21 protein-coding genes are annotated in these 19,243 nt (G+C 55.9%); 10 read left to right on the forward strand and 11 right to left on the reverse strand.

Going from position 1 to position 19,243, the window contains the following annotated elements:
- Window positions 1–12 precede the first annotated feature (12 nt).
- On the forward strand, window positions 13–2,271 hold the full coding sequence (locus tag C0557_RS21360) for an FAD-dependent oxidoreductase (protein ID WP_208660826.1): 2,259 nt from the start codon (window positions 13–15) through the stop codon (window positions 2,269–2,271).
- Here the strand turns inward: C0557_RS21360 and C0557_RS21365 are convergent.
- Complete coding sequence (locus C0557_RS21365) at window positions 2,268–3,248, reverse strand: type IV pilus twitching motility protein PilT (RefSeq protein ID WP_208660828.1); 981 nt, start codon at window positions 3,246–3,248, stop codon at window positions 2,268–2,270. The two genes, C0557_RS21360 and C0557_RS21365, sit on opposite strands and share 4 nt — an antisense overlap.
- Before the next feature lie 17 nt (window positions 3,249–3,265).
- On the opposite strand from C0557_RS21365, the gene C0557_RS21370 reads away from it, so the two are divergent.
- From C0557_RS21370 to hemW, 5 genes are read left to right on the forward strand one after another with little or no spacing between them, the layout of a single operon-like run.
- The gene (locus tag C0557_RS21370) at window positions 3,266–3,970 is read left to right on the forward strand and encodes a YggS family pyridoxal phosphate-dependent enzyme (RefSeq protein WP_208660829.1); all 705 of its coding nucleotides are present in this window, start codon (window positions 3,266–3,268) and stop codon (window positions 3,968–3,970) included.
- Between the two features lie 18 nt (window positions 3,971–3,988).
- Window positions 3,989–4,555 carry a YggT family protein gene (locus C0557_RS21375; RefSeq protein WP_208660832.1) on the forward strand — a complete coding sequence of 189 codons (567 nt, stop codon included), beginning with the start codon at window positions 3,989–3,991 and terminating at the stop codon, window positions 4,553–4,555.
- A complete protein-coding gene (gene yggU / locus C0557_RS21380; protein ID WP_074772791.1) occupies window positions 4,552–4,842 on the forward strand; it encodes a DUF167 family protein YggU in 291 nt (96 codons plus the stop codon). Before C0557_RS21375 ends, yggU begins: the two co-directional genes overlap by 4 nt.
- Before the next feature lie 8 nt (window positions 4,843–4,850).
- Entirely contained in the window at window positions 4,851–5,444 is a 594-nt protein-coding gene (locus C0557_RS21385) for an XTP/dITP diphosphatase (RefSeq protein WP_208660834.1), read from the forward strand.
- Window positions 5,437–6,573 carry a radical SAM family heme chaperone HemW gene (hemW, locus tag C0557_RS21390; protein WP_208660836.1) on the forward strand — a complete coding sequence of 379 codons (1,137 nt, stop codon included), beginning with the start codon at window positions 5,437–5,439 and terminating at the stop codon, window positions 6,571–6,573. Before C0557_RS21385 ends, hemW begins: the two co-directional genes overlap by 8 nt.
- A 52-nt stretch (window positions 6,574–6,625) precedes the next feature.
- Here hemW and wzz(fepE) read toward each other — a convergent pair whose 3' ends face one another.
- The 4 genes from wzz(fepE) to trmB form a co-directional block, all read right to left on the reverse strand.
- The gene (wzz(fepE), locus tag C0557_RS21395; RefSeq protein WP_208660838.1) at window positions 6,626–7,729 is read right to left on the reverse strand and encodes an LPS O-antigen length regulator Wzz(fepE); all 1,104 of its coding nucleotides are present in this window, start codon (window positions 7,727–7,729) and stop codon (window positions 6,626–6,628) included.
- Between the two features lie 251 nt (window positions 7,730–7,980).
- Entirely contained in the window at window positions 7,981–8,700 is a 720-nt protein-coding gene (locus C0557_RS21400; protein WP_043956607.1) for a DUF2884 domain-containing protein, read from the reverse strand.
- A gap of 55 nt (window positions 8,701–8,755) precedes the next feature.
- Window positions 8,756–9,082 (reverse strand): YggL family protein, encoded by a 327-nt coding sequence (locus C0557_RS21405; protein WP_043956605.1) that lies wholly within the window; start codon window positions 9,080–9,082, stop codon window positions 8,756–8,758.
- A complete protein-coding gene (gene trmB, locus C0557_RS21410) occupies window positions 9,082–9,801 on the reverse strand; it encodes a tRNA (guanosine(46)-N7)-methyltransferase TrmB (RefSeq protein ID WP_007370196.1) in 720 nt (239 codons plus the stop codon). The genes C0557_RS21405 and trmB overlap by 1 nt, the downstream gene beginning before the upstream one ends.
- Before the next feature lie 142 nt (window positions 9,802–9,943).
- Between trmB and mutY the strand changes: the two genes are divergently transcribed.
- From mutY to C0557_RS21430, 4 genes are all read left to right on the forward strand, one after another.
- Entirely contained in the window at window positions 9,944–10,993 is a 1,050-nt protein-coding gene (gene mutY / locus C0557_RS21415; protein WP_208660840.1) for an A/G-specific adenine glycosylase, read from the forward strand.
- 28 nt (window positions 10,994–11,021) lie between these two features.
- Entirely contained in the window at window positions 11,022–11,297 is a 276-nt protein-coding gene (locus C0557_RS21420) for an oxidative damage protection protein (RefSeq protein ID WP_007370193.1), read from the forward strand.
- A gap of 104 nt (window positions 11,298–11,401) precedes the next feature.
- Window positions 11,402–12,484, forward strand: coding sequence for a membrane-bound lytic murein transglycosylase MltC (mltC, locus tag C0557_RS21425; protein ID WP_074774074.1), 1,083 nt, complete (start codon window positions 11,402–11,404; stop codon window positions 12,482–12,484).
- A 238-nt stretch (window positions 12,485–12,722) separates the two neighbouring features.
- Window positions 12,723–13,976 (forward strand): nucleoside permease, encoded by a 1,254-nt coding sequence (locus C0557_RS21430; protein WP_074772780.1) that lies wholly within the window; start codon window positions 12,723–12,725, stop codon window positions 13,974–13,976.
- Window positions 13,977–14,148: 172 nt separating this feature from the next.
- Here C0557_RS21430 and citG read toward each other — a convergent pair whose 3' ends face one another.
- From citG to citC, 6 genes are read right to left on the reverse strand one after another with little or no spacing between them, the layout of a single operon-like run.
- On the reverse strand, window positions 14,149–14,979 hold the full coding sequence (gene citG, locus C0557_RS21435) for a triphosphoribosyl-dephospho-CoA synthase CitG (RefSeq protein WP_208660842.1): 831 nt from the start codon (window positions 14,977–14,979) through the stop codon (window positions 14,149–14,151).
- A complete protein-coding gene (gene citX, locus C0557_RS21440; RefSeq protein WP_064563740.1) occupies window positions 14,957–15,496 on the reverse strand; it encodes a citrate lyase holo-[acyl-carrier protein] synthase in 540 nt (179 codons plus the stop codon). Before citX ends, citG begins: the two co-directional genes overlap by 23 nt.
- Window positions 15,493–17,019, reverse strand: a complete 1,527-nt coding sequence (citF, locus tag C0557_RS21445; protein WP_208660844.1) for a citrate lyase subunit alpha — start codon at window positions 17,017–17,019, stop codon at window positions 15,493–15,495. Before citF ends, citX begins: the two co-directional genes overlap by 4 nt.
- A gap of 10 nt (window positions 17,020–17,029) precedes the next feature.
- Window positions 17,030–17,905, reverse strand: coding sequence for a citrate (pro-3S)-lyase subunit beta (gene citE / locus C0557_RS21450; RefSeq protein WP_208660846.1), 876 nt, complete (start codon window positions 17,903–17,905; stop codon window positions 17,030–17,032).
- Window positions 17,902–18,195: a citrate lyase acyl carrier protein gene (citD, locus tag C0557_RS21455; RefSeq protein ID WP_074772768.1), complete on the reverse strand. Its 294-nt coding sequence runs from the start codon at window positions 18,193–18,195 to the stop codon at window positions 17,902–17,904. Before citD ends, citE begins: the two co-directional genes overlap by 4 nt.
- Before the next feature lie 17 nt (window positions 18,196–18,212).
- Window positions 18,213–19,232, reverse strand: coding sequence for a [citrate (pro-3S)-lyase] ligase (gene citC, locus C0557_RS21460; protein WP_208660848.1), 1,020 nt, complete (start codon window positions 19,230–19,232; stop codon window positions 18,213–18,215).
- Window positions 19,233–19,243 lie beyond the last annotated feature (11 nt).

The following is a 19,243-nucleotide window of genomic DNA, read 5'->3' on the forward strand; positions in this document are numbered from 1 at the left end:
GGATACAAGGTTATGAAGATCTTTCCCCATAGCGAAGCGAGAACCTTTCCGACGCAGCATCTGCTCTGCGATTTGTTGGTCGCAGGCGGCGGCCTTGCCGGCCTTTGCGCCGCTCTTGCGGCTGCCCGCGACGGCTTACAAGTGGTGCTGATTCAGGACAGGCCAGTGCTTGGCGGGAATGCCTCCAGCGAAGTAAGACTGTGGGCGAATGGTGCCACGTCGCATATGGGGAACAATAACCGCTGGGCGCGCGAAGGCGGCATCATGGGCGAAATCATGGAAGAGAACCTCTGGCGCAACAAAGAGGGCAACCCGGTAATGTTCGATCTGGTCCTGCTGGATCTGGCGAAAAGCCAGCCGGGGTTAACGCTTTTACTGAATACTGCCGTTTATGAAGTGGAAAAAGAGCAGCAGCGCATTACCCAGGTCAAAGCCTTCAACCCGATCAACGAAACCTTTTACAGCGTAAATGCAGCACAGTTTTGCGACGCCACCGGCGATGGCGTGCTGGGTTTTCTGGCGGGCGCTGAATATCGCGAGGGCGCAGAAGACGCACAAGAGCTGGGCGAGAAAATGGCACCGGGGGATCATTTCGGCCATAAGCTGGGTCATTCGATCTACTTCTATACCAAGCAAACCGATGGACCGGTCAACTTTGTACCGCCCTCTTTTGCGCTGCAAGATATTACTGAAATCCCGCGCTACAAGCGGCTGACATCAACGCTGAACGGTTGCGATCTGTGGTGGCTGGAGTGGGGAGGCCGTCTGGATACCGTGCATGAAAGCGAAGAAATCAAATGGGAGCTGTGGAAAATCGTCTGGGGCGTCTGGGATCATATTAAAAACTCCGGCAACTTCCCGGAAGCCGCGAATATGACCATCGAATGGGTGGGCGCAATTCCTGGCAAGCGCGAGAGCCGCCGCTTCCTCGGCGATCATTTACTGTGCCAGCAGGATATTATCGAACAACGCGATCACTACGACGCCGTGGCCTACGGCGGCTGGTCGATCGACCTGCATCCGGCGGATGGCGTTTACAGCACACACGACGGCTGCCGCCAGTTTCACAGCAAAGGCACCTATACCATTCCATTTCGCTGCCTTTATAGCCGCTCGCTGGACAATCTGTTCCTCACCGGCAGGCTGATTTCCGCCTCCCATGTCGCGTTTGGCAGCGCCCGCGTGATGTGCACCTGCGGTCTGCTGGGCGAAGTGGTGGGACGCGCCGCAGCACTGTGTAAAACAGAGCGCCTTACCCCGCGCGAACTGGCGGAACCTGCACACATCGGCTTACTGCAACAGCAGTTACAGGCTAACGGCTGCCATATTCCACGACGCTGGCTGAACGATCCGGCGGCCGGAGCGGAAGTCAGCGCCAGCAGCGAATACCAACTGACTGAACTTCCCGCCAGTAGTCGCTGGCACGCATTAACCGGGCGGATGGCGCTACTGCTGCCGATACAGGCTGGCGCAAAATTGCCGGATATCACGCTGTTTCTGCGGGCCAAAACGCCGCAAACGCTGGCAGTATCCCTGCTCGGTAGCGCGCGAGCCGGAAATTTTACCCCGGATTATCAATACGCCGAGTCTGTATTACAGGTTTCCGGCGAAGGCTGGCACACCTTGTCATTCCGCTGGCAGAGCGAGCGCGACCAGTATCTGTTTATCGCCTTCGACGCGCAGGATGCGATCGAGATCGCCCTGACTGATACACATCTGCCCGGCATGATGACGGTATTTAACAGCCTGAATGCACGCGTAGCGAAACACACTCGCCAGGTTGTCGATGGCGATTATGGCGTTGACGAGTTCGACTTCTGGCTGCCGCGCCGTCATCCGCAACAAATTATGCCTGCCCTGCGCTTCAGCCAGCCGTTAACTGCCTGGAGCGTACAGAGTGTGCTCAACGGACGCCTGCGCCCGGAGCAGCAGATCAACGGCTGGACGCCGAATGCTAACGACCCAACACCGGAGATCGTCTGGCGTTGGGCCGCGCCGCGCCAGATCCGGCATATGACGCTGGTGCAGGACAACGACTTTGATAACGCCATGGAGTCGGTGCAAATGGGCCATCACTACGCTGTGACGCCACACTGTATTACGCACTACCGCCTGTGGGCGGACGATAAACTCCTGGCTGAAGTGCGGGATAATCACCACTCCGTCTGCCAGCACCGGTTCCCCGAACCGCTGACAGCATTGAGCGTTCGGCTGGAAATCCTCGCGACTGCGGGCGCCCTGCCTGCGGTTTATTCGCTAAACGTGCGTTAAAGCCAGCCCTGCTGAACGCGCTGCTGATGGCTTTGCGCAAAGGTCTGCATGCCCGCCTGCTGCCCGGTCTGCATCACACCGGGCAACTGGTGTGTTTTGCCTTCGCGGATCAGATTCGCGACCGCCGGAGAATTAATCAGCAGTTCAAACAGCGCGATCCGCCCTCCCCGTGTGTCTGCTTCCAGTCTCTGCGCCAGCACCGCTTGCAGGCTTCCGGCCAGTTGGCTGCGCACCGGATCTTTCTCCTGCGCCGGAAACGTATCCACCAGACGTTCCACCGCCTGCGCTGCCCCACGCGTATGCAGCGTGGCCAGCACCAGATGCCCGGTCTCTGCGGCGGTCAAAGCCAGACGGATAGTTTCGCTGTCGCGCAGCTCGCCCAGCAGGATCACATCCGGATCTTCACGCAGCGCCGCACGCAAACCGGCAGCGAATGAGCGACAGTGCTGGCCGATCTCCCGCTGCTGGATCAAGCACCGCTTGCTGGTATGGACAAATTCGATCGGATCTTCCAGCGTCAAAATATGTCCGTCATGATGTTGGTTGAGGTGATCAACCATCGCCGCCAGCGTTGTGGATTTGCCGCTGCCGGTGGCGCCGGTAACCAGAATAAGCCCGTTATCCCGCTCCAGCAGTGTGTTCAGCGCGGCGGGCGCATCCAGTTCTGCGAGTAATGGGTTGCTTTGCGCCAGCAGTCGCAGCGCCAGCGAGACGCCCTGATGATGGCTGAACGCGCCCGCACGCAAGCGCTGTCCGCGCGCGGTGGTAAGGGCGAAATCAACCTGCCCCTGTTCCCGCCATTGCTGCTGCAGCGCGCTGCTCAGATGCGCATTGATAACCCCGCTGACATCAGGCGTGGGAAAAGGCGCAGGCACCAGCCTTCCCTGCTGTCGCCAGCGCGGTGGACAATGACTGCACAGGTGTAGATCCGAGACATTATGCTTTACACTAAGCTCCACTATTTCATCTATATCCATAACGCTATCCTGGAAACATGAACGATATTGCGCACAACCTGGCACAGGTCCGGGACAAAATCTCCGCTGCCGCAACACAATGCGGCCGTGCTCCAGCAGAAGTTACTTTACTTGCAGTGAGCAAAACTAAGCCTGCGAGCGCTGTCGCAGAAGCCATCGACGCCGGACAGCGCGCGTTTGGGGAAAACTATGTTCAGGAAGGGGTCGATAAGATCCTTCACTTTCGTGAGGCGGGCGTGGAAGGCCTGCAATGGCACTTTATCGGGCCGTTGCAGTCCAACAAAAGCCGTCTGGTAGCCGAACATTTCGACTGGTGCCACACCATCGATCGTTTGCGGATCGCCAGCCGCTTAAGCGAACAGCGTCCCGCCGACCTGCCGCCGCTGAATGTGCTGATTCAAGTCAACATCAGCGACGAGCAGAGCAAATCGGGCATTGCCCTCAGCGAGCTGGATGCGCTGGCGGCACAGGTCGTTGAATTACCGGGCATTTGCCTGCGAGGTTTGATGGCGATCCCCGCACCGGAAACGGAGTACGCGCGGCAGTTTGCCGTAGCACGGCAAATGGCTGTAGCATTTGAAGCGCTCAAAACACGTTATCCAACGGTGGATACCCTGTCGCTGGGCATGACGGACGACATGACCGCCGCCATTGCGGCTGGCAGCACGATGGTGCGCATCGGGACAGCTATTTTTGGTGCGCGCGATTACACAAAAAATTAAGGAATACTGAGGAACGCCATGAAGACGTTGACTTTCCTGCTCTCGACAGTGCTTGAACTTTATACAATGGTTCTGCTGTTGCGCGTCTGGATGCAGTGGGCACGCTGCGATTTTTACAACCCGTTTTCGCAGTTTGTAGTGAAAGCGACACAGCCGATTGTCGGGCCGCTGCGCCGTGTCATTCCGCCGCTGGGGCCGCTGGATAGCGCCTCGCTGTTGATCGCTTTTATACTCAGTCTTATCAAAGCGATCGTGCTGTTTATGGTGATCACGTTCCAGCCGATCATCTGGATTTCCGCGCTGCTGATTTTACTGAAAACCATCGGTCTGATGATTTTCTGGGTACTGCTGGTCATGGCAATCATGAGTTGGGTTAGCCAGGGCCGTAGCCCGGTCGAGTACGTTTTAATACAGTTGACGGAACCGCTGCTGCGCCCAATCCGCAATCTGCTGCCAGCGATGGGCGGCATCGACTTCTCGCCGATGATTCTGGTGCTGCTGCTGTACGTCATCAATATGGGGATTGCGGAGCTGCTGCAATCCACCGGCGATATTCTTCTGCCGGGGTTGTGGATGGCACTATGAGTGCCGTTTCGACCTGTGAAGAGGGGCTGGTTTTGCGGCTGTACATTCAGCCGAAAGCCAGCCGCGACAGCATTGTTGGGTTGCATGGCGACGAACTGAAGGTCGCCATTACCGCTCCGCCTGTAGACGGCCAGGCAAATGCACACCTGGTCAAATACCTCGCAAAGCAGTTTCGCGTGGCAAAAAACCAGGTGGTGATTGAAAAAGGCGAGCTGGGCCGCCATAAGCAGATTAAAATTACCCACCCGCAACAGATCCCGACGGAAGTCGCGGCGCTAATCGATTAGGATCCACTATGCAGAAAGTTGTCCTCGCGACCGGTAATGCCGGTAAAGTGCGCGAGCTTGCCTCGCTATTGAATGATTTCGGCCTCGACGTGGTCGCACAAACTGAACTGGGCGTTGAGTCCGCAGAAGAGACCGGGCTGACGTTTATTGAGAACGCCATCCTCAAAGCCCGCCACGCGGCGCAGGTTACCGGTTTGCCCGCCATCGCTGACGATTCCGGCCTGGCGGTTGATGTATTGCAGGGCGCTCCGGGGATCTATTCGGCGCGCTATTCCGGCGTGGATGCGACCGATCAACAGAATCTGGAAAAGCTGCTCGATGCGCTGAAATCAGTCCCGGATGAACACCGTACCGCACAGTTCCACTGTGTGCTGGTTTATATGCGTCATGCGGACGATCCGACGCCGCTGGTGTGCCACGGTTGCTGGCCCGGCGTGATCGCGCAGCAGCCGGCTGGCAGCGGCGGTTTTGGTTACGATCCGATTTTCTTTGTTCCTTCCGAGGGTAAAACCGCGGCGGAACTGACCCGCGAAGAGAAAAGCGCCATTTCCCATCGCGGCCAGGCGTTAAAATTATTACTGGAAGCACTGCGTAATGGCTGATTTGCCACCTCTGAGCCTTTATATCCATATTCCCTGGTGCGTGCAGAAATGCCCGTACTGCGACTTCAACTCGCACGCGCTGAAGGGAGAAGTGCCGCACGACGATTACGTTCAGCATCTGCTGAACGATCTCGATGCTGACGCGCCCTGGGCGCAGGGACGCGAAATAAAGACCATCTTTATTGGTGGCGGCACACCGAGCCTGCTGTCCGGCCCGGCGATGCAAACGCTGCTGGATGGCGTGCGCGCCCGGCTGCCGCTGGCGGCCGATGCGGAAATCACCATGGAAGCCAATCCAGGCACCGTGGAAGCGGACCGTTTTATCGATTACCAGCGCGCGGGCGTGAACCGTATCTCCATCGGCGTGCAAAGCTTCAGTGAAACCAAGCTTCAACGGCTCGGGCGAATTCACGGCCCGGAGGAAGCAAAACGAGCAGCGAAGCTGGCAAGCGGGCTGGGGCTGCGCAGCTTTAACCTTGATTTGATGCACGGCCTGCCGGATCAGTCGCTGGAAGAGGCGCTGGACGATCTGCGCCAGGCGATCGAACTTAACCCGCCGCACCTGTCGTGGTATCAACTGACCATCGAACCCAATACGCTGTTTGGCTCGCGCCCGCCGGTGCTGCCGGATGACGATGCGCTGTGGGATATTTTCGAGCAGGGGCACCAGATCCTTACCGCGGCTGGCTATCAGCAGTATGAAACCTCAGCCTACGCGAAACCGGGTTATCAGTGTCAGCATAACCTCAACTACTGGCGCTTTGGTGATTACCTGGGGATTGGTTGCGGCGCGCACGGTAAAGTGACCTTCCCGGATGGGCGCATTCTGCGTACGGCGAAAACCCGCCATCCGCGTGGGTATATGCAGGGAAAATACCTTGATAAGCAGCACGATGTTGAAGCGCAGGATAAACCGTTCGAATTCTTTATGAATCGCTTTCGCCTGCTGGAGCCTGCGCCGCGCGCTGAATTCACCCGCTACACCGGGCTGGATGAAAGTACGATACGCTCGCAGATCGAGCAGGCGCTGGCGTTAAATTATTTGCGTGAATGCGACACATACTGGCAAATAACCGAACACGGTAAGCTGTTTCTCAATTCTCTGCTTGAGTTGTTTCTGGCTGAATAAAAACTTTGGCCCTCTGCACGGAACGCAGAGGGCTGAAAGCGCTACAGATATATTAATGGTTCCGCTGATATAACGCCTGGCGCACTAATACCACCGCGCTGGCAATAACCCCACCACACAACGCGGCTAAAATAGTAAGTAAAACCCGGCGCGGCCCATCCTTTTTGGTAGGAAGCGATGGAGAAAGCTGATATTTAAACGGCGTGAAGGTGATATCTTTAATATCCAGTTTGTCCAGTTCCGCCAGGCGATGTTCACGATAACGGAAATCCGCATTAAGCCGGGTAACATCGGCAATCGACTGTTCGATTTTAAGTTTTTCAGCAATGCCATCAGCACCCAGAGCAATCGAATAATCCGGGTCATCCTGTACGGATTGCCCATTACTGTAAACCGGACGTTTAATACCGGCAGCATTGGCCACTTCCAGCGAGTAATTTAGTCGCCTCAACTTGGTGTCATGGAGCATATTCATCCGCTCACGCTCCATCGCCAGCGACTCCCTCTCCGTATCCTTTTTTAAATCCACTTCTTCACGCAGATAATTTAATGTTTCTTTAACAACCAAAGCAGAAATATAACTGATGTAGCTATTAAGAATTTCCTTAGCCTCGCCAGCCGTCGGGGCGGTGAAGCTTAACGTCCAGGACTGGTAAGGCATGTTATCAGCGCTTTTCCCCGGCGTGTTATTGACCGCCTTGATCTTCCCGGACAGCAGTACAATGCCGCGGCGCAACTCTTCGGCATCAGGATTAGAGGCCATCAGCTTACCGACCACCAGCGGAGACGATGCCAGGAACTCTTCGCGCAGCGATTCAGAATTAAACTTTTTCAGGAACAGGTTAAATACTTCTACCTTATTAAGGGAAGGTTTAACATCGAGAACCTGCAAAGTAGAAAGCGCCTTTTGCAACTGGCTCCATTGCGGTTTTTCTGCTGGCGTGATTTCTGCCTGGCTGGTCCATTTTGGCGTTAATAACGCAGTAATAAAGAATCCGGCCAGAGAAAATATCAGAATAGTTGAGATAATTGTGCGTTTATTTTCCCATAACGTGCTAATTAGCCCGAGCAAATCAAGCTCAGTATTTTCGTATTGTTTAGGAAAATCCTCATAAATTGAGGCGTCATTCTTCGATTGAATGTGTAATGATGTCATACAGGTAAGCATCGAGTCCATGATTTGAAAGGCGATAATATCATCAATAAGAGAGTTCTTAAAGAAAATTAATTGTCGGGATTTCAATCACATTAATATGTTCCCCTGTCAACCTACCTTAATTAATATAGCCAGGAATTTTAAACGTATTCCATGCATATAATATACCACTCAGAATAGTAAGCCCGACTAATACTAATATAGCCGGGCTTTATTTGATTATTCTGAAAATAAAAAACTATAACAGCGGATCACTTTAATCCGGCGGTTAACGCTTTGCGGTTTTCTTCCAGCGAAACGACGCGCTTACAAACGTCTTTGCCAAACTGCTGGAAATCCGCTTCCTGGTTTTTCCACTCATCCTGAATGGCCGTCTGCAAACCGCCGAGGCTCCCCAGCACGCTCTGTAGTGGATTACCACCGCTCTTCAGCACGGCTTTAGCACCCATTTCGTTGATGCTGTCCTGCAAAATGCCGCCCATTGCCTGGTTCACCAGTTGCTGACCATTGGCGCGCACTTCATCAATCGCTTTGTAGTGGAATGTCAGGCCATCGTTGCGATGTTCAATAATGCGGTTCATCTGATCTTTCAGCTGCGCATCCAGCTTGGTCAGACGGTTGCGCATGCTGCTGTTCTCTCCCACCTGTTTGACGATGATCGTATCCAGCGCTGCGCGGCTTTTCTCCACGCGGCTGCGCGCGCCATCGTCAATCCATGGCAGAGCGCTGCGCAATTCGGCCTGGTAATCCTTCGCCTGCTCGCGCTGCGCAGCGGTTAGCGAAGGCTGTTTGCCATTAAACATGACATTGCCGTCCGGGGTGATCACCAGGTTACCGTTCTCACCTTTCACCTGCACGGTTTGCGGGCTGATGATTACATCGTCACGCGGCGTCACGCCACATTGATAATCAGCCTGAGCCGCAAATGCGGTAACCGTAAGAGCCGCCGCCAACAGCGTTTTGCGCATCATAAAAAACTCCTGTAGAGACAAAACGGGCCAGCTAATGCTGGCCCCTTATGCTTTATTAGTCCCACCAAACGTCGAAAAGTTCGCTGACGCGTACCTCGCTCAGTTTACGGTCTTCCAGCCACTTACGCACAATGGCCTGATGTTCTTCGGTACATTTACCGATTTCCTGCAAACAAATCAGACCGTCCCAGGCCAGATAACCACTGCCGTCAAACGCCAGCTTATTCGGCTCGATCACTTCCTGAATAAAGTCATCAACGGTTTTATCGATCTGCTCTTCGCTGGTGCCTTCCGGAAAACGCCATGCAACGGAAAAACCCAGTTCCTGGAACTCGTCGATATGCATTTTTTTACGCAAGCGACGACTGCGGTTTGTTGCCATTATTTCACCCTCTCGAACATTAAGTCCCATACGCCGTGGCCAAGACGGTGGCCACGCTGTTCAAATTTAGTCACTGGACGCGAATCCGGACGCGGCACAAAGTCATTCGTCGCCGACAGGTTTTTATAACCGTCGATAGAGGACATCACTTCAAGCATATGTTGCGCATAGGCTTCCCAGTCAGTCGCCATATGGAACACGCCGCCCAGCTTGAGCTTGCTTTTCACCAGTTCAGCAAACGGTACCTGAACGATGCGGCGTTTATTATGACGCGCTTTATGCCACGGGTCAGGGAAAAACAGCTGCACCATATTTAAAGAATTGTCAGGAATCATTTTATGCAGCACTTCGACCGCGTCATGGCACATCACGCGCAGGTTCTCAACGCCCTCTTCATGCGCAGAAGAGAGGCAAGCGCCGACGCCCGGCGAGTGCACTTCAATGCCAAGAAAGTTCTGTTCCGGACGCATTTTCGCCATCTCCACCAGCGAAGCGCCCATGCCGAAGCCAATTTCCAGCGTAACCGGCGCCGTGCGGCCAAACAGCGCAACGAGATCCAGCGGCTGTTCGCTGAACTCAACGCCCATCACCGGCCAGTAATTTTCCAGCGCGTGCTGCTGCCCCTTGGTCAGGCGGCCCTGGCGACGGACAAAGCTACGAATCCGGCGCAATGGGCGGCCGTTTTCATCAAATTCCGGTGAAATGACGTCGTTATTCATAAAGTGATCTGCTCGTGAGAGTGTTCAGGAAACGGGCATTATCCAAAGTTAATCGCATGATGCAAGCACCGGAAAGTTCCGGTTTACAGGCCAACGCCTCTGTGCTGCAATCTTTGCCCCTGACAACGCGATTCTGGTGACCATGCAAGCGTCTCAATTTTCAGCCCAGGTTCTGGACTGGTACGATAAATACGGGCGAAAAACCCTGCCCTGGCAAATTGAAAAAACGCCTTACAAAGTATGGCTGTCGGAAGTGATGTTGCAACAGACGCAGGTTGCAACCGTTATTCCTTATTTCCAGCGTTTTATGGCCCGTTTCCCGACGGTGACCGATCTGGCAAACGCTCCGCTGGATGAAGTGCTGCATCTGTGGACCGGGCTCGGTTACTACGCCCGCGCCCGCAATCTGCATAAAGCCGCGCAGCAGGTGGCGAACCTGCACGGCGGTCGTTTCCCGGAAACCTTTGATGAAGTGGCCGCGCTTCCAGGCGTTGGCCGCTCCACTGCAGGCGCGATCCTCTCGCTGTCGCTGGGTAAACATTTTCCCATCCTCGACGGTAACGTTAAACGCGTGCTGGCACGCTGCTACGCCGTTGCGGGCTGGCCGGGTAAAAAAGAGGTGGAAAAGCGGCTGTGGGATATCAGCAGTGAAGTCACACCGGCGAAAGGCGTGGAGCGCTTTAACCAGGCGATGATGGATCTTGGCGCTATCGTCTGTACCCGTTCCAGACCGAAGTGCGAATTGTGCCCGTTGCAAACCGGCTGCGAAGCAAAAGCGGCGCAGTCATGGGCACAATATCCCGGCAAAAAACCCAAACAGACGCTGCCTGAACGCACGGGCTATTTCCTGCTGATGCAGCATAAAGGCGAGGTTTATCTCAAACAGCGTCCGCCCAGCGGGCTGTGGGGCGGTCTGTTCTGTTTCCCGCAGTTCAGCGATGAAGCGGGGCTGCGCGACTGGCTGGCGCAGAGGAACATTAGCGCCGATAATCTCAGCCAGCTTGTGGCGTTCCGCCATACTTTCAGCCATTTCCATCTGGATATTGTGCCTATGTGGCTTGGCGTGTCCTCGTTCTCATCCTGCATGGATGATGGCGCGGGTCTCTGGTATAACTTGGCGCAACCGCCATCCGTCGGTCTGGCGGCTCCCGTGGAACGCCTGATACAGCAATTACGCGCCGAAGCGAAGTAGCGCGGCGCGCAAGTAGAGAGGATTTTTTATGAGCAGAACCATTTTTTGTACCTTCCTGCAACGCGAAGCAGAGGGGCAAGACTTCCAGCTCTATCCGGGCGATCTGGGTAAACGCATTTATAACGAGATCTCGAAGGAGGCCTGGAAGCAGTGGCAGCAAAAGCAAACCATGCTGATTAACGAGAAAAAGCTCAACATGATGAATACCGAGCACCGCAAGCTGCTGGAACAGGAGATGGTGAATTTCCTGTTTGAAGGTAAAGACGTGCATATCGAAGGCTATACGCCGCAAGAGAAAAAATAAGCAGCTGAACACCTGCACGGCTGGCAATGTCGCGAAACAGGGAGATATTGCCAGCGCCCGGGCGTCACAGGCGCGTTTCCCCCAACCCAACTGCATCCGGAATGATGAAAAAATTTTTAGCGCTAGTGATGATCGCGCCGTTACTGATTTCTTGTTCCAGCTCTAACAAATCGGGCGAAGCCTATAACGAAGCCTGGATTAAAGACACTAACGGTTTTGATATTTTGATGGGGCAGTTCGCCCACAACATTGAGAATCTTTGGGGATTTAACGAAGTCCTGATCGCCGGGCCGAAGGACTACGTCAAATACACCGACCAGTACCAGACGCGCAGCCACATCAACTTTGATGAAGGTACCATCACCGTCGAAACAATCTCCGGCACCGATCCGGCTGCACATCTGCGCCAGGCGATTATCAAAACCCTGCTGATGGGTGACGATCCGGGATCTATCGACCTCTATTCCGACACCGATGATATCCCGATCTCCAAAGAACCGTTCCTCTATGGCCAGGTGCTGGATAACAACGGCGAAGCGATCCGCTGGGAGTGGCGCGCGGCGCGCTTTGCGGATTACCTGCTGCAAACCCGGCTGAAAAGCCGCAGCAACGGCTTACGCGTTATCTATAGCGTGACGCTCAACCTTGTGCCGAACCATCTGGACAAACGTGCGCATAAATATATCGGCATGGTGCGCCAGGCCTCGCGGAAATACGGCGTCGATGAGTCGCTAATTCTGGCGATTATGCAGACTGAGTCGTCGTTTAACCCGTACGCGGTTAGCCGCTCTGACGCGCTGGGCCTGATGCAGGTGGTACAGCACAGCGCCGGGAAAGATGTCTTCCGCGCGCAGGGCAGATCCGGTACGCCGGATCGCAGCTATCTGTTCGATCCGCAGAGCAATATTGATACCGGCACCGCGTATCTGGCGATGCTAAATAATGTTTATCTCTCCGGTATCAGTAATCCGACATCCCGGCGTTATGCGGTGATCACCGCCTATAACGGCGGTGCGGGCAGCGTACTTCGCGTCTTTTCCAGCGATAAGATGCAGGCCGCCAATATCATCAACACCATGACTCCAGGCGATGTTTACCAAACCCTGGCCACCCGCCATCCGTCGGCGGAATCCCGTCGCTACCTCTATAAAGTCAATTCGGCGCAGAAGACCTGGCGTCGCAACTGATCCTGTGCCTCTTTCGTGCGTTTGTGCGAAAGAGGCATAAGGTATTCGTCTGCGTGATGCAAACGGTTGCGCTAAAGTGTGATATCCGTCACCATATGTAAATGCAATCAGAGGAAGTTTGCATTTTTATGTCGGGCATAACAAATTCACTGCCCAGGTGATGATAGAATCCTGACACATAACAATATTAATTGTGCCCATTCCAACATCTGTCCGTCTCCTTTGTGAGGAAATTAGCATGAATCTTAAGCTGCAGCTGAAAGTCATTATCTTTCTGCAGTTCTGCCTGTGGGGAAGCTGGCTGACGACGCTTGGCTCGTATATGTTCGTCACGCTGAAATTTGATGGTGCATCTATTGGTGCGGTGTATAGTTCGCTGGGCATTGCCTCGCTGCTGATGCCGCCGCTACTCGGTATCATTGCCGACAAATGGCTGAGCGCGAAATGGGTTTATGCTCTGTGCCACCTGGTCGGTGCGATCACTCTGTTTATTGCCGCAGGCGTTACCACGCCGGGCGCGATGTTTGCCATTATTCTGCTTAACTCGCTGGCCTATATGCCAACGCTGAGCCTGGTAAATACTATCTCTTACTTCCGCCTGAAATCCGCCGGGCACGATATTATTACCGATTTCCCGCCAATCCGTATCTGGGGCACCATTGGCTTTATCCTGGCAATGTGGGCGGTGAGCTTCTCCGGCTTCGAACTGAGCCATATGCAGCTCTATATCGGTGCCGCGCTGTCGCTGGTGCTGAGCCTGTTCTCCCTGACGCTGCCGCACATGCCGGTGGCGAAAAGCACCGAGAAACAGACCTGGGTGGAAATGCTGGGCCTGAACGCTTTCGCGCTGTTTAAAAACAAGCGCATGGCGATCTTCTTCATCTTCTCGATGATGCTGGGCGCCGAGTTGCAGATCACTAATATGTTCGGCAACACCTTCCTGCACAGCTTCGATGCCAACCCGCTGTTTGCTAATAGCTTCATCGTGACCCATGCGTCGGTGATGATGTCTATTTCGCAGATCTCCGAAACGGCCTTCATCCTCGCGATTCCGTTCTTTATGAGCCGCTACGGCATCAAGAACGTAATGATGATCAGTATCATCGCCTGGGTGCTGCGTTTTGGTCTGTTCGCCTATGGCGACCCGACACCGTTCGGCACCGTGCTATTGGTGCTGTCGATGATTGTCTACGGCTGCGCGTTCGACTTCTTCAACATCTCCGGTTCGGTGTTCGTTGAGAAAGAGGTTAACCCGGCGATCCGCGCCAGTGCGCAGGGTATGCTGCTGATGATGACCAACGGCTTCGGCTGTATCCTCGGCGGTATGGCCAGCGGCAAAGTGGTAGAGATCTACACCACCGCAGGCGTTACCGACTGGAAAACCGTATGGCTGATTTTTGCCGGTTATTCGCTGGTGCTGGCTTTTGCCTTCGTGACACTGTTTAAATACAAACATGTGCGCGAACCTGCGGCAGTCGCGCAGAAAGCGTAAGACAAAAAACCCGGCCTGAGCGCCGGGTTTTTTATGCCTTTTTCCACACCCTCAGCCTGTTCCTACCGGGTAAATCCACAGACCGGGTAATCCAGCGCCATCCGGCAATGGTTGCAGCCGCTATCCCAACCGACTTATCTGGCCCAGATACATAACACCACCCGATATTGCGTTATGGAAGTTGCGCCAACACGTACGCGACCGCCAGTAAATCGGCGCTGCCGCCGGGGCTCAAGCGTCGGGACATCAGCGCCCTGTCCATTTCAGACAACGCATCGTTATCCCAGCCCGCCGCCAGTAAAGTCGCCGCATAATCCTGCACGTAGCGTAGACCCGCAATGCCGCCGCGCGACACCAGATTGCTGTCCGGGTTTGCCGCCATCAGGCGCAATAACGCATTCTGCAACCGCCGTTCGCCCTGCTCGTGATGCCAGAACGGCAGCACCGCGCGGCGCACCGTGGCAAAACCTTGTTCAGCCTCACCACGCGCGCCGGTAAGACCATACTCCAGAAACTGTCTCTCACCTGCCGTCACGGCCTGCGGCCGGGCGGCCAGTTCACGCGCCACCAGCCCGCGGCAGATTTCACTGACCTGCCGGCACAACGTTTCAGCCTGTAGCGGCCGGCGTTGTCCCTGCAATCGTCCGGCGGCAAAACAGAGCAGACCCAGCGAAAAAATCCCGCCTTTGTGGGTATTCACCCCGCCGGTGGCAGCAAACATCGCCTGTTCGCACGCAATGCCAGCCGGTCGCAGCAGGCGCAACTGGGCTCCTGCCGCCTTGTGGGCATGTTCGCGCCCGGCCTGTTCAAAGACGGAAAACCATGGCGTGATGGCCGCAATGCTGCGTAAAAACAGCGCATGATCCATATCCTGGTGCGAGCCGTTGTTCGCCCGGTCCACCAGCCCCGGTTTCGGCGTGAGATCCAGTTCGAGGCGCAGCGCCCGGGCAGCAAGCTCCGGTACGCTGATAACCGCGGATTTAGTCGCGAGCAAACCAGCCATCAATCAGTTTCTCCACGCGGGCCACCACTTCATCCACCGGGTGGCGGCGCGAACGCGCGCAGCCGTGCGCCGGCTCATCGCACACCAGGCAACGGCGGGTGGTCAGATCCAGTGAATGCCGCCCGACCTGTCCTGCCTGCGGACACAGCACGTCAAAGTCCCACAGACGGCCCAGCGGATGCGTCTGTTCCATCTCAACGCACTGCGCCTTGATTTCCACCGCCGGATGCGCAACGCACCACAGGGCTTCTGCACCGGTCGGCAGCCACAGCACCTGTCGGTCCAGCACCTGCCAGCGGTTCTGCCACAGCAGTTGATCGCAGGCCTGTAACGCCACTCCCATGGTATTGCGATAGCGAATACTGTCTTTTACTGCGCCAGGCGTCACCAGCGTCAGTGAAATGACCGGTTGTTGATAGTGAGCGAGCCAGTCAGCCTGACGCGCTGCACGGCTGTCTTTCGCCGCCAGCAGCGCTTCAAGGCTGACGCCCGGTCGGACGGGCGTCAGTGTTGTCATGCATTTTCCTCTTTAACCTGATGGACAACGTCAATGACGGTGCCATCACGGTAGCGGATCACCCCGACAATACGGTCAGTAAAGGCGATCGGTTTAGGTTCACCGGTCAGCGAGATGGCGCGTTGATACAGTGCTTCGATATCAACAATTTTCAGCCCCGCCGCCAGCAGGCGTTCGCGGATTTCCGGACGCGCCGGGTTCACCGCAATCCCGTGGTCAGTCACCAGAACATCGATGCTTTCCCCGGGCGTCAGCAGCGTGGTCACGCGTTTCACCACCGTCGGAATACGGCTGCGCAGTAACGGCGCCACGACAATGGTCAGATTTGCCGCGGCCGCCACATCGCAGTGACCGCCGGATGCACCGCGCATCACGCCGTCTGAGCCGGTAATCACATTGACGTTAAACTCCGTGTCGATCTCCAGCGCGCTGAGGATCACCACGTCCAGTTGGTCGCAGCTGGCAGCTTTGCCGCCGGGATTGGCATAGACGTCAGTTGAGATCTCAACGTGGTTCGGATTACGGCGCAGCGATGCCGCCGCTTCGCCATCAAAACACTGCGTATCCAGCAGTTTGCCGATCAGCCCTTTCTCATGCAGATCCACCAGGCCGCCGGTGATACCGCCGAGCGCGAAACTGGCTTTCACCCCATGGCGTTCCATTTTCTCTTCCATAAAGCGGGTCGCCGCCGTCGCCGCAGCGCCAGAGCCGGTCTGCATGGAAAAGCCATCTTTGAAATAGCCGGAGTGCTCGATCACATCCGCCGCATAGCGCGCGATCATCAGTTCACGTGGGTTGCTGGTGACACGCGCCGCGCCGACGCTGATTTTTGCCGGATCGCCCACGCTCTCCACCTGCACAATCAGATCCACCTGATCCTGGCCAAGGCTGGCGGGCATATTCGGGAACGGCACCAGCGCTTCCGTCAGCAGCACCACTTTGCGCGCAAACTTCGCATCCACCATCGCATAGCCCAGCGAACCACAGCAGGATTTCCCCTGTGTGCCGTTGGCGTTGCCAAACTCATCGCTGCAGGGTACGCCAAGAAAGGCGACGTCAATCTTCAGTTCGCCATCCTGCAACAGTTTGACGCGCCCGCCGTGGGAGTGAATTTGTACCGGTTCCGCCATCAAACCGTGAGAGATGGCATCTGCCAGCTTGCCGCGCATGCCGGAGGTGTAAATGCGGGTAATCACGCCGCTCTCAATGTGTTCGATCAGCGCATCGTTGCAGGTCATCAGCGAGCTGGAAGCCAGCGTCAGATTTTTGAACCCCAGACGCGCCAGCGTGGCGACAACATGGTTAATCACCCGGTCGCCTTCGCGAAAAGCGTGGTGGAACGAGATGGTCATCCCGTCTTTCAGCCCGCTGCGGGCGATGGCGTCTTCCAGCGTGGCGCAGAGTTTGCGCGTGTGTTTGCTGTTAACGTCCGCCAGCCACGGCGTGGCGGCATGAGCGCTGTCGAAGGGTTTTAATTCACGCAGATGGGGAAAATTAACGTGAAGAAGCTCTGTCTGATTCATTGTTCTGTCCTTACCGACGCACGCCGGACGCGGCCGCACGTTCCAGCACCATCTGCGCGTGATTAATAATCGGGGCGTCGATCATTTTGCCGTTCAGCGAGACGACGCCAAGCCCGTTGCGTTCACCCTCTTCCGCCGCTTCAATAACCCGCTGCGCGTGGTCAACTTCCTGCTGCGTTGGCGCATAGGCGTTATGCAGCAGATCGATTTGCCGCGGGTTGATCAGCGATTTGCCGTTAAAGCCCATTTTGCGAATCAACTCGACTTCGCGCAGGAATCCAGCTTCGTCGTTAACGTCTGACCACACCACGTCGAAAGCGTCGATACCGGCGGCTCGCGCGGCGTGCAGCACGGCGCAGCGGGCATAAAACAGTTCGGTGCCATCGCCGCGTTCGGTCTGCATATCCATCACATAGTCAAAAGCGGCCAGCGCGATGCCGATCAGGCGCTGAGAGCTGCGGGCAATCGCGACGGCATTAATCACGCCGATCGCGGATTCGATGGCTGCCATCACGCGGGTCGATCCCACTTCACGTCCGCAGGCCAGCTCGATACGTTCGAGGTGACGTTCCAGTTCGTAGATATCTTCCGGGGTATCTGTTTTCGGTAAGCGCACCACATCCACACCGGCACGAACGACCGCTTCCAGATCCGGCAGGCCAAACGGCGTGTTCAGCGGGTTGATACGCACCACGGTTTCGATGTCCTGGTACATCGGGTGTTGCAGGGCATGCAATACCAGCAGGCGCGCGGTGTCTTTTTCACGCAGAGCGACAGCATCTTCCAGATCGAACATGATCGAATCCGGACGATAAATAAACGCGGTGGAGAGCATGGCGGCGTTAGCGCCCGGCAGAAACAGCATGCTACGACGGAGTTTTTTCACAGCAGTTTCCCCCAGTCGATCTCGGTTCCTTCCGATGCGCGCAGTACCGCACTCTGTAAACGTGCGCGGATAACGCAGTCCAGCGCGCCTTTGTCTTCAATGATGATCAAGCCCTGGTGAACCGACATTGCCCGCAGTGTGTCGTTCACCACCTTGCGGATCTGATCGCCAAACTGCTTGATAACCTCGCTGTGAACAACGACTTCCAGCTCGCCTTCGGCGGGGGCTATTTTCACCATCAGGTCGCTGGACTCCATGGTTCCGGCCAGCGCCTCCCTCACAATTTTCATATTTAGATTCCTGATTTTTAAACAGCTTCCGCGCTGTAGTGGGATTCGAGATGCGCGAAAGTGGTATCCGGTACAATTTCCCGAATACGGGAAAACTGATGTGTTTGCAGTAAACGGCGCACTTCAGACGCGGAGATGGCATTGCCAGTCGCTTTAATGCGCGGAATCTCCACCACCTCCACCGCCCCTGCCAGCAACTGATGCATGGTCTGGTTGTACTGGCGGGTGATGTCGCAAAAGGGTTCGCTACCGATAAAGCGGTGGGTGATCCCCAGCGCTGGCGCGATGTAATTGCGGAAAATCAGCAGGTCGATTTCGCTCCACGCCTGCTGTACTTTGCCGGTCTCTTTCAGGAAATAAGCCGGGAAAGTGGCGCGGGAAATAATGTACTGAGAGCCTTCGTGAACGATGACATTCGGCAGATGCGCCACGCCCGCTTTCACCATCTTCAGCCGTGCGGCAAAGGGGAAGAACGAAGCGTCTTCGCGTACCACGAACAGGTGCAGCCAGTCGCAGGCGCGTGCGGCCTGCTCCACCAGGTGGCGGTGCCCCAGCGTAAAGGGATTGGCATTCATCACAATCGCGCCGATGCGTTTGCCCGGCATGCGATCAACCTGCAACGTGCGGCAGTAACGCTGGATCCCCGACGGGGTATTCTCCATCAGCACCGCGTTGTTGCCGCTTTGCGCCACCGGCCAGAAGCCGCTGTGGCGAAAACGTTCCAGGTTGCAGGGGCGCGTGCAGAGGAACAGATGAAAATGCCCCCGCGCCAGCGCCAGATGGGAAACCTCCGCCAGCAGGCGCGCACTGAGATTCTCGCCGCGCAGCTGTTCATCCACTGCAACACACTTGATGACGTTGGCGGCCAGGCCCGCACAACCCACCAGCCGGTTTCCCGACCAGGCTTCAACGAAGGTGGTGATGTCACTGTCCATGCCTAATCCGCTGTCTGCGAGCAACGTGCGGATTGAAGCCAGCCGTTGAGTATTGCCGTTGACTTCCGCCACGCGGAAGTCGATGGAGGGTCGTGCCTGCATGGTGTTGCCTT

The sequence above is a fragment of the Kosakonia sp. MUSA4 genome (assembly GCF_013085925.1).
GTDB classification, from domain to species: Bacteria; Pseudomonadota; Gammaproteobacteria; order Enterobacterales; family Enterobacteriaceae; genus Kosakonia; species Kosakonia sacchari_B.